A 15,626-nucleotide genomic window follows, 5' to 3' on the forward strand; every position below is an offset into this window, starting at 1 on the left:
GTCAGCCCGCCCGGCTCGTCAGGCCGTCGTAGGTCTTGAGCAGCTTGCGCCCGGTCAGCCCGCCCTCGGCGTCGATGATGACGTCGGAATGGTAGAGGTCGTTCTCCCCGTCCGCCTTGTAGGCGCCGCAGACGCCCTGGTGGGTGACGCCGCCGAGCGCCTTCGTGAGCGCCTTCGGGTCGGTGCCCCCGGCCTTCTCGATCGCGGCGGCCAGCACCCGGAAGGCGTCGTAGCCCTGCGCGAGCTGCGGGTTGGTCGGCGACGGCCCGTACCTCTTCTTGTAACCGGCGACGTACGCCTGCGCCTCGGGCGACTGCGACAGGTCGGGGTCGCAGGCGATCACGTAGTGGTAGCCCTTGAGCTCGGCGGGCGGGTTGAGGCTCCCGCCGAGGATGGAGCCGCCGCTGTTGTCGCCGAACGTCGGGGCGGTCAGCCCGTTCTGCCCGCGCTGCCGCAGGAACAGCGAGTCGATCGTCGGGAAGCTCCAGGTCACGGTCGCGTCCACGCCGCGGAAGGCGAGGACGGCCTCGGTGAGGTCGGTCGCCGTCTGCGGCACCCGCCGCTCGACGATGTTCGCGACGCCGCCCGCCGTGAGGCCCGCGCGCAGCAGCCGCGCCGCCTCCTCCGAGCCCGGGTCGGTGCTCGCGAGCAGCCCGACCTTCTTCGGCTTGGCGTTGTTCACGATGTAGTCGGTGAGCGCGTGCGTCTGCATCGCCTCGGTCGGCCCGTACCGGAAGACGTTGTCGACGTTCAGCGTCGACTTGCCGAGGGTGTGCGACTGCGCGACGTGCAGCGTCGGGATCCCGGCCGACTTCAGCAGCGGCGCCGTCGCCTTCACCTGCGCGGTCGTGGAGAGCCCGACGATGGCGGCGGGCTTGTCGGCGAGCGCCTTCTTCACCGCGGTGAGGCCCTGCTGCGGGGTGAGGCCCCCGTCGTAGGCCTTGTACTCGACCTTGCGGCCGCCGATCCCGCCCTTGGCGTTGATGTCGGCGATCGCGAGGTCGATGGCGTAGTGCCGGTCCTTCGTGGCGTACTCCCCGGTCTCCGCGCCCATCCAGGCGATCTTGATCGGCTCGCCGGAGCCGGAGCCGGAGTCGCCCCCGCAGCCCACCGCGGCGGCGCCGACGGCCAGGGCGGCGAGGACGGCGGGCGCGATCGTTCTCCTGTGCGACATGCCCGTGGTCTCCTCTTACGTGGGGGGTGGTGGAGGGAGCGGGTCAGGCCGCGATGCCGTAGCGCTCCAGGCCGAAGGCCCGGATCGCGTTGCCGCGCAGCAGCTTGTAGATCTCGGTGTCGTCCAGGCCCGCCTTGTCGCAGATGCGGGCGGCCACGTCGGCGGAGTCGGGGTAGGTGCTGTCGGCGTGCGGGTAGTCGGTCTCGAAGCAGATCTGGTCCATGCCGATGACGTCGCGGTTGGCGAGGCCGGTCTCGTCGTCGAAGATGCAGCCGTACACCCGGCCGCGGATGTAGCTGGTCGGCGGCTCGGGCAGGTCGGTGCCGAACGAGTTGTCGGACCGCTCGTGCCAGAGCTTGTCGGCGCGCTCCATCACGTACGGCATCCAGCCGACCTGGCCCTCCGAGTAGGCGAGGGTCAGGTTCGGGAAGCGGGCGAGCGTCCCGGAGAAGACGAAGTCGAGCATCGAGCCCATCGCGTTCTGGAACGTGAGCGTGGAGCTGATGATGAACGGCGCGTCCGGCGACGTCCCCGGCATGCTGGACGACGACCCGATGTGCAGGCACACGACGGTGCCGGTCTCCTCGCAGGCGGCGAAGAACGGGTCCCAGACGCCGGAGTGGATGGACGGCAGCCCGAGCGGATGCGGGTTCTCCGAGAACGTCACCGCGTGGCTGCCCTTCGCCGCGCACCGGCGGACCTCTTCGGCGGCGAGTTCGGCGTCCCAGAGCGGGACCATGGACAGCGGGATCAGCCGTCCGCGCGCCGGGCCCGCGCACCACTCGTCGATCATCCAGTCGTTGTAGGCGCGGACGCAGAGCAGGGCGAGCTCCTTGTCGTCCCGCTCCATGAACGCCTGCCCGCAGAACCGGGGCAGGGTGTTCGGGAAGCAGAGCGACGCCTCCATGTGGTTGGCGTCCATGTCGGCGAGCCGGTCGGCCTGCTTCCAGCAGCCGGGGCGGATGTCGTCGAACGTGACCGCGCCGAAGCCGACCTCCTCGAACCCGACGGCGGCGGACAGCTTCATCAGCGGCGTGACGAGGTCGTCGTACAGCCAGACGTCGGCCCAGTCGCCGTCCGGGTCCTCGCGCCACCCGCCCGGCATGCGCAGCCTCCCCTTCTGCCGGACGATCCGCGGCCCCCGGTCGAGGAAGCGGCCGGGCAGCCGGGACGTCCACAGGTCGGGCGGCTCGACGACGTGGTCGTCGACGGAGATGATGCGCGGGATCGTGGTCATCGCAGCGCTGCCTTCCTGGTCTGGACGGTGTCGGTCTCGGTGCCCGAGCGCAGGACCGTCCCGGGCAATCTCCCGGTCGGCACGCCGTCCCGGATCGTCTCGACGCCGTTGACGAAGACGTGCTTCACGCCGACCGACTCGGCTATCAGCCGGGGGCTCTCGCCGGGCAGGTCGGGGACGAGCGTCGCCGGTCCCGCGTCCACGGTCGCCGGGTCGAACACGACGACGTCGGCGTGGTAGCCGGGTTCGAGGCGGCCGCGCCCGCGCAGCCCGAACAGCCGGGCCGGGACGTCCGACAGCAGCTGGACGGCCCGCTCCAGCGACACCAGCCTGCGGCCGCGCAGCGAGTCGGCGAGGAACCGGGTGAAGTACGGCGACCCGCACATCCGGTCGAGGTGCGCGCCCGCGTCGGAGCCGCCGAGCATCACGTCCGGGTGCTCCCACACGAGGCTCCGCAGCGCCCAGTCGTTGGCGGTGTCGCTGGTCGGCTGCGGCCACAGGACGGTGCGCAGCTCGTCCTTGCAGACGATGCCGGCGAGGGTGGTGAACGGGTCCTCGCCGCGCTCGGCGGCCATCTCGTCCACCCGGCGTCCGACGAACTCGCGCAGGTCGGGGTGGAAGGCGTCGCCGATGACGTAGTTGCCGAACTCGGCGAGCCGGGCGAACGAGCTGGCGCGCGCCTTGGCGAGCATGTCCTCGCGCACTCGCGGGTCGCTCAGCCGCTCGACGCGCTCCTCGACGGTGCCGCGCAGGACCTCGTCCCAACCCGGGATCAGCCAGAGGGCGCAGAACGTCCGGAAGCTCATGTTCATCGGGACGAGGATCGGCATCGTCAGCGCGACGACCCGGCCGCCCAGTTCGCGGGCGCGGGCGGCGGCGCGGAGCTGGTGCGCGATCTTGTCGGCGTCGGTGGAGTCGACGGTGAGGACGTTCCAGTTGAGCGGGCGGCCGGCCGTGGCGCTCATCGTCGCGAACAGCTCGATCTCGTCGTCGCTGAACCGGTCGAGGCAGCCCTGCACCATCCCTTCGAGCGTCGTGCCGGGGTACTCGCCGACGACCCGGCAGAGGCTGATCAGCTCCTCCGGCGAGGCCCAGCGGGACGCGACGGGCTCCCCGTCGCCGTCCTTGTGGGTGGACGACCGCGTCGTCGACAGCCCGAGCCCGCCCGCCGCGAGGGACCGCCGCAGCACCCCGGCCATCTCCGCGACCTCCCGCTCGGTCGCCTCCCGTCCGATGGCGTCCGGGCCCATGACGTAGCGGCGCAGCGCGCAGTGCCCGACCAGGAAGCCCGCGTTGACGCCGAGGTTGCCGTCGAGCCCGCCGAGGAACTCCCCGAAGCTCTCCCACTTCCAGTCGACGCCCTCTTCGAGCGCGGCGAGCGGCATGCCCTCGACCTGCGCCATCATCCGGCGCAGGTAGTCGCCGTCGCCCTTGTGCAGCGGGGCGAGGGTGAAGCCGCAGTTGCCGCCGATCACGCTGGTGACGCCGTGCCAGCTGGACGGCGTGGCGAACGGGTCCCACCAGAGCTGGGCGTCGTAGTGGGTGTGCGGGTCGACGAAGCCGGGGCCGACGACGAGGCCGTCCGCGTCCAGGGTCTCGCGGGCCGGCTCGTCCAGCGTCCCGACCGCCGCGACGCGGCCGTCCCGGATGCCGACGTCGGCGGTCACCGGCCGTCCGCCGCCGCCGTCTACCACCGTCGCGCCGGTGATGGCGAGGTCGAGCATCGCTCCTCCTAGGTCTTCGGCAAGGGTCGCGGGTCGCATCGGCCGTTGGTTGAGGAGTATGTATCGGGTCTCGACGGCTGACAAGACATGGATGTCAACTAACGGCTTGGGGCCACGATTAGCCCGTATATCAAGCTGATTCGCATGTCTAGACTGGTTTTCGGGAAACCGCGGGCCTACCCTCCGCGCGGCGCGCACAAGACGCGAATGTCATGTTCTGGACGGCCCCCGGAGAGCGCCGGGCGAGCGTCCGCCGACCGCCGAGTCCGATGTCGGCCAACCGGCCGGCGCCCGCCGAAAGCCGTCCCCGCCAGCCGCACAACCGGTCGGTCGTTAGACAAAATCTCTACCAACCGTCTGGTAGACACTCGGGTGACCTGCGGGCTACCATCCCGGCATCGACGCGCTGGTCGTGACCGAGGAGGCCGTGCAGTGGAGTTCGCCTTCAGCCCGGAAGAGGAACTGTGGCGGCAGGAGGTCCGCGACTTCCTCGACGCGGAACTGCCGCCCGACAAGGAGTTCAACCACGAGTTCGTCGAGGACGACGAGCTGTGGGAGTTCGCCCGCGAGTTCACCCGCCGGGTCGGCCGCAAGGGCTGGATCGGGCTCACCTGGCCGACGGAGTACGGCGGGCTCGGCCGGCCGCTGACCGAGCGGCTGATCATGGCGGAGGAGTTCGCGCTCCGCGACGCCCCGTTCGTCAACATGATCGGCTACGGGCTGGCCGCCGGGACGCTGCTGGTCGGCGGCACCGAGGAGCAGAAGCGCCGGTTCCTGCCGGAGATCGCCAGGTTCGAGGAGTTCTGGGCGGAGGGGCTGACCGAGCCGGGCTCGGGGTCCGACCTCGCGTCCCTCACCACCCGCGCCGTCCGGGACGGCGACGACTGGCTGATCAGCGGCCAGAAGACCTACACCACCTGGGGCCACCGCGCCGACGTGATGTACCTGGCCGCCCGCACCGACCCGGACGGGCCCCGCCACCGCGGCATCAGCATCTTCCGCCTCGACCTGACCCTGCCGGGCGTCTCGTTCTCCCGGCTCGACAACCTCGGCGGCGGCCGCCAGAACCACACCTACCTCGACAACGTGCGCGTGCCGGGCGACATGCTGATCGGCGAGGTCGGCAAGGGCTGGTCGTACATCATGAACGCCTTCTACGCGGCGGGCGGCGTGTCCGCGCGGCACGCCGAGCTGCAGCGGATGCTCGGCGCCGTCCTCGACCACTGCAAGACGACCGTCCGGGGCGGGCGGCCGCTGGTCGACGACCCGGGCGTCCGGTCCAGGCTCGCGGAGCTGGCGCTGATGGCCGAGACCGAGCGGCTGCTCGCCTACGAGTCGCTGGGCGACGCCCTCAACGGGCGGACGCCCGCGTTCGCGGGCGCGCTCGGGCACGTCGTCCACAAGGAGCACCAGCCGCTGTTCGCCCAGCTCATCGGGCAGATCGTCGGGCCGCTCGGGCAGTTGCGCGCCGGCAGCCGCTGGGCGGCGCTGGGCGGCGACGCCGAGGCGTGGTACCGCGCCTCGTACGCCAACCACGCGGGCGGCACCTCGCAGGTCAAGCGGATGGTGCTCGCCACCCGCGGCCTCGGCCTGCCCCGCTGACCCTGCTGACCCCGCTGACCCGCTGACATCCCCGTTCCGCCGTCCCCCCGCCGACCCCGCCCGCCGACCCGGCGGTCCCGACAGGAGGATCACGCATGGACGTCGCACCGGAGGACCGGCAGGCCGAACTGGCCGAGGTCGCCCGCCGGCTGTTCGCCGCACGCTGCCCGACCAACGTCGTCCGGGATCTGGAGGGCTCGCCGGACGGCCACTCCCCCGACCTGTGGCGGGAGATGGCACGGCTCGGCTGGCTGAGCCTCGGCCAGCCCGGCACCGGCTCGGGGATCGCCGACCTGGTCGCCCTCTACACCGAGATGGGACGCGCGCTCGTGCCGAGCCCGCACCTGCCGTCCGCCGTCGTCGCCGCGCAGACGCTGATCGCGGCGGGTGGACGGGACGCCCTGGTCGCCGAGATGGCCGCCGGGGAGGCGGTCGTCGTCCCGGCGCTGGCGGAGGAGTCGGGCGAGTACGACCCGGACGCGCTCACCGTCCGCGCCGAGCCGGACGGCGGCGGGCACCGGCTCAGCGGGACGAAACTGCTCGTCCCGTTCGCCCACGTCGCGTCGCGGCTGCTGGTCGCCGCCCGCACGCCGGAGGGCGTGACGCTGTTCCTCGTCGACCCGGCGGACTGCGCGGTCGAGCGGCTGCCCAACATCGCGGGCCATCCGCTGTTCGCCGTCACCTTCGACGGCGTGACGGCACCCGCTGACACGCTGGTCGGCGCGCCCGGCGCGGGCCACGACCTGCTCGGCCCCGCGCTCGACCGCGCGGCCGTGCTGCGCTGCGCCGAGATCGCGGGGGCGGGCGGGGCGCTGCTGGAGATGACCGTCCGGTACGCGAAGGAGCGCGAGCAGTTCGGGCAGGCGATCGGAGGCTTCCAGGCCGTCCAGTACCTGTGCAGCGACATCGCGATCGACGGCCACCTGACCGCGCTGCTCGCCCGGCAGGCGGCGTGGGCGCTCGACCGGGGCGGGGCGGCGCGCCGCGAGGTCGCCGCCGCCAAGGCGTACGGGGGACGCGCCGCGCAGCGCGTCGTGCACTGCGCGCACGAGGTGCACGCGGGGATGGCGTTCATGCTGGAGTCCGACGTCCAGCTGTTCACCCGCCGCGCGAAGCACTGGGAGTACGACCTCGGCGGACAGGCCCGCCACGAGGACGAGCTTGTGACCGCGCTTCAGGAAGCCTGAGCGGCGAGAGGAGACGTCATGCGCGTCAGAAACCCCGGAGCCCGGCACGTCGTGGCCCTCGTCTCCCTCTGCGGCCTCGCGGCGGCCGGCTGCGGCCACCTCGGCGGCGGCGGAGGATCGGACGACACGATCGACATCGGCGCCCTCGTCTACCAGACGGGCCCGCTGGCCCAGAAGGGCGCGACGAACAACCTGACGATGGCGGCCGACGACATCAACGCGGCGGGCGGCGTCGACGGCCGCAAGATCAAGATCAAGTTCTACGACATCGGCGGCCTCACCCCGCAGCAGGGCCGCACGGCCGCGCAGCGGGCGCTCGCCGACAAGCCGGACGCGCTGATCGGCCCGTCGGTGTCCGCGCAGACCAACGCCTTCCTCGGGCTGCTGCCGAAGGCCGAGGTCCCGCTGATCAACGTCTCGGCGCAGCGGGAGAGCGACCCGGGCCAGCCGCAGGGCAACCCGTGGACGTTCCGCATCTACCACCGGGTCGACCGGATGGCGGAGGCGATCTCGCGCGTCATGGCCGAGCAGCTCAAGGCCAAGAACGTGGTCGTCACGCACTCGACCGACGACACGAGCACGCACGTCAAGGACGACGTCGTCAAGGACCTCAAGGCCAAGCAGGTCAAGGTCATGAAGATCGCGTCGTACACCCCGGAGGCGACGGACCTGACGAACGCGGCGCTCGCCACGCGCGGCGCGGACGCCGTCGTCGCGCTCGGCTACCCGCAGCCGCTCGGGCTGATGGTCAAGCAGATGCGGGCCAACGGGATCAAGTCCCCGATCGTGTTCGACCCCGGCGCCGAGGCGGGCGTGAAGCTGCTGTCCCCGAGCGACCTCACGAACACGAGCATGGTCGCGGCGTGCCGCCCGCAGGCGACGCAGGGGCAGGACCCGGTCGCCAAGAAGTTCATGGACGCCTACACCAGCAAGTACCCCGGCTCGTACGTCAACGGCTACTACTACGAGGCCGTGCAGCTCATCGCCCAGGGCATGAGGAACTCGAAGGGCGAGGGCGGCGCCAAGCTCCGCGAGGGCCTCGCCGCCATCAAGGGGTTCAAGGGCATCTGCGGGGAGTCCTCCGCCGACGCCGACCAGAACTTCATCCACGACTACAAGGTCGTGAAGCTGGACGGCGGCAAGGAGACCCTCGGCGGGATCGTCTCCGGCCTGACCGGCGCCTACTGAGGCGGGCGGCGCGATGGACAGGTTCATTCCACTGCTGTTCGCCGGGTTCTCGACAGGCGCGGTGTACGCCCTGGTCGCGTCGGGGATCGTCCTCGTCCACAAGGCGAGCGGCGCGGTCAACTTCGCGCAGGGCGACCTGCTCACCCTCGGCGCGTTCGTGTACCTCGCGTTCACCGGCGCGATGCCGCCGATGGCGGCGGTCGGGCTGACGATCGTCGTGCTGTTCCTCGCGGGCGGGGCGATCGAGCGGATCGTCTTCGTCCCGCTGCGGGACCAGCCAAGACTCACGGTCGCGGTCGCGACGTTCGGGATCGCGCTGGCGATCCAGGCGGGGCTGACCGTGTGGCAGGGGTCCGACCCGCAGTCGGTGCCGTCCGCGTTCGGGCACGGGTCGGTGGACGTCTTCGGCACGCCGCTGCCCGTCCTGTCGCTCTGGACGATCCTGATCACCGCGATCGTGTTCGCCGGGATGTACGCGCTGTTCCAGTTCACCCAGATCGGGCGGATGGTCCGGGCGCTCGCCGCCGACCGCGAGGTCGCCGTCCTGTACGGGGTCCCGGCGAGCGGGCTGAACTTCCTCACGTTCGGGCTGTCCGGCGCGCTCGCCGCGCTGGGCGGGGTGCTGCTCGGCCCGTCGATCGCGATCAGCCCGATGATGGGCTTCAGCATCGTGCTGTTCGTCTTCGCGGCCGTCACCATCGGCGGCTTCGACAGCATGGGCGGGGTGGCCGCGTCGGCCGTGGTGCTCGGGGTGGCGCAGCAGCTGCTCACCGGCTACGTCTCCAGCGCGTACACGAACGCCTACCCGTTCCTCGTCATGCTCGCCCTGCTGCTGGTCAGGCCCACGGGGCTGGCCCGCCCGATCGCCGCCGAGCGGTTCTGACCGGACGAATGGAAGGGGAATCGCGATGACGTCGACACGTGCCTCGACGGGCACACGCGCGAACACGGCGCTCGGCTCCGGGCTGGTCTGCTACCTGGTCGTCGGCTACGTGATCGCCGCGGGCGGCGACGGCTACCTGCTGACGGTGGCCTCGCTCGCGGCGGTGAACGTCGTGCTGGCGGTCGGGTTCAGCATCGTCTACGCGCAGAGCGGGCAGTTCAGCTTCGCCACGGCGGGCCTCGCGGCGGCGGGCGCCTTCGGCTACGCATGGTTCGCCAAGCACATGCCCGCGGAGATCGCCCTGGTGGCGGCGGTGGCGGCGACGACCGTCCTCGGGCTGGCGATCCGGCTCGCGACGATCCGGCTCAGCCGGCTGTACTTCGCGATCGCGTCGGTCGCGGTCGGCGGGCTGATCACGATCGTGCTGGTCAACTGGGAGTCGCTGTCCGGCGGGGCGTCCGGGGTCGGCCCGGTCCCGGCCGTGACGTTCGGGATGGTGGACGGCGAGGAGCTCGCGGGCGTCTTCCTGATCGCCTGGCTGCTGTCGGCGGTGGCGGTGGCGGCGGGCTCGCTGCTGTACCGGTCCGCCTGGGCCCGCGACCTGCTCGTGGTGAAGGACCTGCGGCACATCGGGCAGAACGACGGGCTGCCGATCCGGCGGCTGGAGCTGGAGGCGTACGCCGTCCACGCGGCGTTCACCGGGCTCGCCGGGGTGATGCTGGCGAGCACCGGCACGTTCATCTCCATCGCCTCGTTCGACATCTCCATGGCGCTGCAGGTGCTGATCATGGTGGTGCTGGGCGGGTCGGGCCGGGTGCTCGGCCCGGTCATCGGCGCCGCCGTCATCACCCCGCTGCCGGAGATCCTGCACGGCGCGGGCAAATGGTCCGGGATGGTCTACGGGATCACGCTGCTGATCGTCCTCGTGGCGCTGCCGGACGGCGTGCTCGGACTCTGGGACCGGTTCCGGGCGTGGGCCCGCGCAAGGCTCGTCAGACCCGGGACGGTCCGGGTGGAAGGAGGCAGCCCGTGAACGCGCCGGAGGTCGACGCGCTGGAGGTCAAGGACGTCAAGGTGCACTTCGGCGGCGTCTACGCGCTCAAGGGCGTGTCGCTGACGGTGCCGTCCGGGATGTGCGTGGGGCTCACCGGCCCCAACGGTTCGGGGAAGTCGACGCTGGTCAACGCGGTGACCGGGGTCGTGGACGCGGCGGGCGAGGTCCGCGCGCAGGGCACCCCGCTGCAGCTCTCCAGGCCGGGCCGCGCCGCCCGGCTGGGGCTGCGCCGGACGTACCAGACGCCGCGCGTCCACCCGAAGCTCACCGGGATCGAGAACGTCTGCACCGGGCACCGGCTGATGGCGGGGCGCAGCGCGTCCGCCGCCGTGTTCCGGCGGATGCGGGCGGGCGCCGCCGAGCGGGACCGGCGGCGCGACGCCGAAGCCGCGCTCGACCGGGTCGGCGGCTCCGCGGCCGCCGACGTCACCGGCGCGGTGATGACCTACGGGCAGCGGCGGCTGGTGGAGCTGGCGCGCGTGCTGGTCGCGGAGCCGCGGGTGCTGCTGCTGGACGAGCCGTCCGCCGGGCTGAACGACACGGAGGTCACCGCGCTGCGGACGCTGATCGCCGACCTCGCCGCGGAGGGCGTCGGGGTACTGCTCATCGACCACCGGATCTCGCTGCTCAACGAGGTCTGCGACCGGCTGGTCGTGCTGGAGGAGGGGCTCAAGCTGCATGAGGGCGAGCCCGCTGACGTCTGGCGGCACGACCGGGTCAGGGCCGCCTACATCGGGGAGCTGGACGATGCTGGAAATTGAGCGGCTGTCGGTCCGGTACGGGCCGGTGCGGGCGGTGGAGGGGCTGAGCCTGACCGTCGCGTCGGACGCGGCCGTCGCGGTCCTCGGGCCGAACGGCGCGGGCAAGACCTCGACGCTGCGCGCGGTGTCGGGGCTCGTCGCGCACGGCGGGAGCGTCCGGCTGGACGGCGCCGAGCTGGCGCAGCGGTCGCCGCGGCGGATCGCGAAGGCGGGCGTCGTCCACGTGCCGGAGGGGCGGCGGGTGTTCGGCAGCCTCAGCGTGGAGGAGAACCTGCGGGTCGCGACCGTGGCGGGCCGGGGCCGTCCCGCGCGGTTCTCCATCGGCGACGTGTACGACCTGCTGCCCGCGCTCGCGTCGATGCGCGGGCGCGGCGCGTGGGCGCTGTCGGGCGGCGAGCAGCAGATGCTCGCGATCGGCCGCGCGCTCGTCGCCTCGCCCGGCGTCCTGCTGCTGGACGAGCCGTCCCTCGGCCTCGCCCCGTCGGTCGCCGACCGGATCTACGACACGTTCCGGCGGCTGAAGGGCGCGGTCGGGCTGCTGATCGTGGAGCAGGTCGCGTCCCGGGTGCTCGGGATCGCGGACACGGTCGTGGTGATGCGGGAGGGACGTCCGGTGGGCAGCGGCCCGGCATCGGAGTTCACCGACCCGCACCGGCTCGCCCGGCTGATGATCGGCGTCGGCGCTGACGACGACGCCCCGGACGTGAGGGAGGGCGAGCGTGCCGCCGACGTATGACGCGAAACGGCTGCTGGACGGCCGCACCGTGATCGTCTCCGGGGTCGGCCCGGGGCTCGGCCGGCGGACCGCGCTGGCGGCCGCCGCGGCGGGCGCGTGGGTGGTGCTCGGCGGGCGCTCGGCGGAGGCGGTCGGCAAGGTCGCCGCCGAGGTCGCCGCGACCGGGGCGCGGACGGCGCGGCTGCTCTGCGACGTCACCTCGGACGCCGACTGCCGCGCCCTGGTCGCGCTCGCCCAGCGCGAGTTCGGCGGGGTGGACTGCGTGGTGAACAACGCGTTCGCGTCCGCGCCGCACGGGACGACGCTGGAGAACGCCGACGTCGACCGGTGGCGGGAGACGATGGACGTCACCCTCTTCGGGTCGCTGCGGATGACCAAGGCGGCGCTGCCCGAGCTGCGGCGCAGCCGGGGCTCGGTGGTGTTCGTCGGCTCGCAGAGCATGCGGCGGATCAAGGCGGGCCGCGGCCCGTACGCCACGGCGAAGTCGGCGCTGGTGACGGCCGCGCAGGTGCTGGCACGCGAGGTCGGGCCGGACGGGATCCGGGTCAACACGATCGTCCCCGGCCGGATGTGGGGCCCGTCGCTGCGCACCTACATCGACCGGCTCGCCGCCGAGCGCGGCACGAGCGCCGAGACCGAGACGCGCAGCATGGTGGGCGACAACGCGCTGCCCCGGCTGACCAGCGACGAGGAGTGCGCCCGGGTGATCGTCTTCCTGGCGTCCGACCTGTCGTACGGGATGACCGGCCAGACCGTCGACGTGAACGCGGGCGAGACGTTCCACTGAGGAGGCGACCGGAATGGACGGCGCGCGGTACATCGTGCAGACCGGGCCCGAGGCGTACGAGCTGCAGGAGCGCCCGCTGCCGAGGATCGGCGCGGACGACGCGCTGCTCGCGGTGGAGGCGTGCGGGGTCTGCGGCACCGACATCGAGGTGTTCGAGGGGCGGTCCGCCGCGCGGCTCCCGCTGGTGCCCGGCCACGAGCCGGTCGGCCGCGTCGTCGCGATCGGCGCGGCGGCGCGGGCGCGGTGGCGGCTGTCGGAGGGCGACCGGGTGGCGGTGCATTCCACCCTGACCTGCGGACGCTGCCGGACGTGCCGCGCCGGGCTGCGCGGCTGCACCGCGCCGGAGTTCGCCGACAGCACCATCTACGGGTTCCGGAGTCCGGACGTCGGGCCCGGCCTGTGGGGCGGGTTCGCCACGCACCTCTACCTTGCGCCGGAGGCGATCCTCGTCCCGGTGTCCGGGTCGGTGAGCGTGGCGGCGGCGTCGCTGTTCAACGTGCTGGCCAACGGCGTCGACTGGGCGCTCGACCTCGGCGGCGCGCGATACGGGACGTCCGTCGCGATCCTCGGTCCGGGGCCGCGCGGGCTCGCGTCGGTGATCGCGGCGAGCGCGGCGGGCGCCGGGCCGATCGCGGTGACGGGGCTGGCCGCCGATCGCGAGCGGCTCGACCTGGCGCTTGAGCTGGGCGCCGACCACGCGATCGACGTGACGGGCGAGTCCGCGGCCGAGGCCGTCCCGCGCGTCCTCGGGGAGGCGCCGGACATCGTCATCGACACCACGCCTGGCTCGCTCGCGTCCGTCACCGACGCGGTTCGCATGGCGGGACGCAAGGGCACCGTCGTCCTTGCCGGGCTGAAAGGCCCGGACGGCCTCGCGCCGTTCCCCGTCGACCTCGCCTGCTCCAAGAGCCTGACGGTGAAGGGCGCGGTGTCGCGGTCGCTGCGCTCGATGGAGCAGGCGGTCGCGCTGATCGAGTCCGGACGGTGGCCGCTGGAGAAGTTCGCGAGCCACGCCTACCCGCTGGAGCGCGCGGAGGACGCCCTCCGCGCCCTGATGTCGGACGACAAGCCCGTCCACGCGAGAATCGAGCCTTCACAATGAGCGAAGCGAACCGGGGGGTGTGGGGGGTCGTCCCCCCACAGGAGACACGCATGAGCCTTCATCCGGTAGTGGAAACGCGCTCGCACGAAGTCACGGTCCGGCGGCTGACGGACGTGACCGTCCTCGCCGAGGGGCTGGAGTTCCCCGAGGGGCCGGTGGCGCTCGGCGACGGGAGCGTGCTCGTCACCGAGATCGCGGGCGGGCGGCTGACCCTCGTCCGCCCGGACGGGACCAAGGACGTCGCCGCGGTCACCGGCGGCGGTCCCAACGGCGCGGCGATCGGCCCGGACGGCCTCGTCTACGTCTGCAACAACGGCGGGAAATGGCCGGACGTCTGGCAGGGCGGCCGGATGGAGCGCGTCGACCTCGACAAGGGCACCACCGAGATCCTGTTCACCCAGTGCGACGGGCGTCCGCTGTCCGGCCCGAACGACATCGTGTTCGACGCGGAGGGCGGCTACTGGTTCACCGACACCGGCAAGATCCAGGGCCGCCGCCGCGACCTCGGCTCGCTGTTCTACGTGACGCCGGACGGCGAGATCCGCGAGGCGGTCCATCCGGCGGAGACGCCCAACGGCGTCGGGCTGTCGCCGGGCGACGGGCGGCTGTACTACGCCGAGACCGCGACGGCCCGGCTGATCGGCCGCGACGTCACAGCGCCCGGCAGGCTGGACGACGCGCCGCCGCGCGACCCGTCCACCCTCACGGGCCAGCTTCCCGAACTCGCCTACTTCGACTCGCTGGCGCTGGACGCGGCGGGCAACGTCTGCGTCGGCACCCTGATCCAGGGCGGCGTCACCGTGATCTCCCCGGACGGCGCGCGGATCACGAAGTACCTGCTCCCGGACGAGCTGGCCGACCGGATGGTCACCAACATCTGCTTCGGCGGGCCCGACATGTCGACCGCGTACCTGACGCTGGCCGAGCACGGGCGGCTCGTCTCGTGCCCGTGGCCGGAGCCGGGCCTGCCGCTGCACTTCCAGCAGGGCGTGCGATGAGCGGGACCGTGCGGGTGACGCCGTTCACGATCGACGTCCCGCAGGCCGTGCTGGACGACCTGCGCCGCCGCCTCGACCGCGCCCGCCCGGCGGACGAGGTCGCGGACGCGGGCTGGGACTACGGGACGAGCGGCCGCTACCTCTCCGAACTCGTCGACCACTGGCGCACGCGCTTCGACTGGCGGGCGGCCGAGGAACGCCTGAACGCGCGCGCCAACGTCCGCGCCGACGTGGACGGCCTCGGCGTCCACGTCGTCGCCGAGCGCGGGACGGGCCCGGACCCGCTCCCGATCGTCCTGATCCACGGCTGGCCGAGCGGCTACCTGGAGATGACCCGGCTGATCCCGCTGCTCGCGGACCCGGCCGCGCACGGCGCGGACCCGGCGGACGCGTTCGACGTCGTCGTCCCGTCGCTGCCCGGCTTCGGCTTCTCCGACCCGCCCGCCGAACGCGGCTTCGGGTACGCGCGGATGGCGGAGACCCTGTCCCGCGTGGTCGCGGACGGCCTCGGCCACCGGCGCTACGGCCTGCACGTCACGGGGCTCGGCGCGTACGTCGGCGGGCGGATGGCGTTCGCCGACCCCGGGGCCGTGGTCGGCCTGCACACGCACGACCCGGTGCTGCTGCCGCCCGTGTCGTTCGACCCGCCGTTCCGCCCGGCGTCGGCGGCCGAGGCGCGGTTCCTCGAACGGTCGCGGGCGTGGGGCGCGGCGGAGGGCGCGTACGGCGTCCTGCACCGGACGAAGCCGTCCAGCCTGGCGCACGCGCTGAACGACTCGCCGATGGGCCTGCTCTCCTGGCTCCTCGACAAGCACCGCACGTGGAGCGACTGCGACGGCGCCCTCGAACGCCGGTACGCCAAGGACGACCTGCTCACCAGCGCGACCCTGTACTGGGCGACCGGCAGCATCGGCTCGTCCGTCCGGGTGTACTACGAGCGGGTGCACGCCGACCCGCCGATCGCGCCGGGCAGCCGCCTGCCGGTGCCGACGGGCGTCGCGATGCCGCCGGAGCTTCCGGGCAGCCCGCCGCGCCAGGCGCCCCGCGAGATGGTCGAGCGGACGCACGACGTCCGGCACTGGGCCGAACTCCCGGCGGGCGGGCACTTCGCGTCATGGGAGGAGCCGGAGGCGGTCGCCGCCAGCATCCGCGCGTTCTTCCGCCCGCTGCGCTGACCCTGCCGGTTTCGGGGG

The 15,626-nt window shown here is 72.9% G+C and carries 14 protein-coding genes; 11 read left to right on the forward strand and 3 right to left on the reverse strand.

Annotated features, from left to right (window positions below; all coding sequences use genetic code 11):
• Position 1: 1 nt before the first annotated feature.
• Genes FXF65_RS36595 through FXF65_RS36605 form a run of 3 tightly spaced genes read right to left on the reverse strand, consistent with a single transcriptional unit; the run spans position 2 to position 4,135 of the window.
• The gene (locus FXF65_RS36595) at positions 2 to 1,174 is read right to left on the reverse strand and encodes an ABC transporter substrate-binding protein (RefSeq protein WP_148354652.1); all 1,173 of its coding nucleotides are present in this window, start codon (positions 1,172 to 1,174) and stop codon (positions 2 to 4) included.
• Between the two features lie 43 nt (positions 1,175 to 1,217).
• Positions 1,218 to 2,411 (reverse strand): amidohydrolase family protein, encoded by a 1,194-nt coding sequence (locus FXF65_RS36600; protein WP_148354653.1) that lies wholly within the window; start codon positions 2,409 to 2,411, stop codon positions 1,218 to 1,220.
• Complete coding sequence (locus FXF65_RS36605) at positions 2,408 to 4,135, reverse strand: N-acyl-D-amino-acid deacylase family protein (protein WP_148354654.1); 1,728 nt, start codon at positions 4,133 to 4,135, stop codon at positions 2,408 to 2,410. Before FXF65_RS36605 ends, FXF65_RS36600 begins: the two co-directional genes overlap by 4 nt.
• 432 nt (positions 4,136 to 4,567) lie before the next feature.
• Between FXF65_RS36605 and FXF65_RS36610 the strand changes: the two genes are divergently transcribed.
• The 11 genes from FXF65_RS36610 (at position 4,568) to FXF65_RS36660 (ending at position 15,608) form a co-directional block, all read left to right on the forward strand.
• The gene (locus tag FXF65_RS36610) at positions 4,568 to 5,737 is read left to right on the forward strand and encodes an acyl-CoA dehydrogenase family protein (RefSeq protein WP_187412709.1); all 1,170 of its coding nucleotides are present in this window, start codon (positions 4,568 to 4,570) and stop codon (positions 5,735 to 5,737) included.
• A gap of 95 nt (positions 5,738 to 5,832) precedes the next feature.
• Positions 5,833 to 6,924 carry an acyl-CoA dehydrogenase family protein gene (locus FXF65_RS36615; RefSeq protein ID WP_148354656.1) on the forward strand — a complete coding sequence of 364 codons (1,092 nt, stop codon included), beginning with the start codon at positions 5,833 to 5,835 and terminating at the stop codon, positions 6,922 to 6,924.
• 18 nt (positions 6,925 to 6,942) lie between these two features.
• Complete coding sequence (locus FXF65_RS36620) at positions 6,943 to 8,112, forward strand: ABC transporter substrate-binding protein (RefSeq protein ID WP_148354657.1); 1,170 nt, start codon at positions 6,943 to 6,945, stop codon at positions 8,110 to 8,112.
• Positions 8,113 to 8,125: 13 nt separating this feature from the next.
• The gene (locus FXF65_RS36625; RefSeq protein WP_148354658.1) at positions 8,126 to 8,995 is read left to right on the forward strand and encodes a branched-chain amino acid ABC transporter permease; all 870 of its coding nucleotides are present in this window, start codon (positions 8,126 to 8,128) and stop codon (positions 8,993 to 8,995) included.
• Positions 8,996 to 9,020: 25 nt separating this feature from the next.
• Positions 9,021 to 10,028 (forward strand): branched-chain amino acid ABC transporter permease, encoded by a 1,008-nt coding sequence (locus FXF65_RS36630; protein WP_148354659.1) that lies wholly within the window; start codon positions 9,021 to 9,023, stop codon positions 10,026 to 10,028.
• A complete protein-coding gene (locus tag FXF65_RS36635) occupies positions 10,025 to 10,810 on the forward strand; it encodes an ABC transporter ATP-binding protein (protein WP_187412710.1) in 786 nt (261 codons plus the stop codon). Before FXF65_RS36630 ends, FXF65_RS36635 begins: the two co-directional genes overlap by 4 nt.
• Positions 10,797 to 11,546 (forward strand): ABC transporter ATP-binding protein, encoded by a 750-nt coding sequence (locus tag FXF65_RS36640; RefSeq protein WP_148354661.1) that lies wholly within the window; start codon positions 10,797 to 10,799, stop codon positions 11,544 to 11,546. Before FXF65_RS36635 ends, FXF65_RS36640 begins: the two co-directional genes overlap by 14 nt.
• On the forward strand, positions 11,530 to 12,333 hold the full coding sequence (locus FXF65_RS36645) for an SDR family oxidoreductase (protein ID WP_148354662.1): 804 nt from the start codon (positions 11,530 to 11,532) through the stop codon (positions 12,331 to 12,333). Before FXF65_RS36640 ends, FXF65_RS36645 begins: the two co-directional genes overlap by 17 nt.
• A gap of 13 nt (positions 12,334 to 12,346) precedes the next feature.
• Positions 12,347 to 13,435, forward strand: a complete 1,089-nt coding sequence (locus FXF65_RS36650) for a zinc-dependent alcohol dehydrogenase (RefSeq protein ID WP_148354663.1) — start codon at positions 12,347 to 12,349, stop codon at positions 13,433 to 13,435.
• Between the two features lie 50 nt (positions 13,436 to 13,485).
• Positions 13,486 to 14,433 carry an SMP-30/gluconolactonase/LRE family protein gene (locus FXF65_RS36655; RefSeq protein WP_148354664.1) on the forward strand — a complete coding sequence of 316 codons (948 nt, stop codon included), beginning with the start codon at positions 13,486 to 13,488 and terminating at the stop codon, positions 14,431 to 14,433.
• Entirely contained in the window at positions 14,430 to 15,608 is a 1,179-nt protein-coding gene (locus FXF65_RS36660; protein ID WP_148354665.1) for an epoxide hydrolase family protein, read from the forward strand. Before FXF65_RS36655 ends, FXF65_RS36660 begins: the two co-directional genes overlap by 4 nt.
• Positions 15,609 to 15,626: the final 18 nt, after the last annotated feature.

Origin of the sequence: Actinomadura syzygii (assembly GCF_008085905.1) — a bacterium.
GTDB lineage: Bacteria > Actinomycetota > Actinomycetes > Streptosporangiales > Streptosporangiaceae > Spirillospora > Spirillospora syzygii.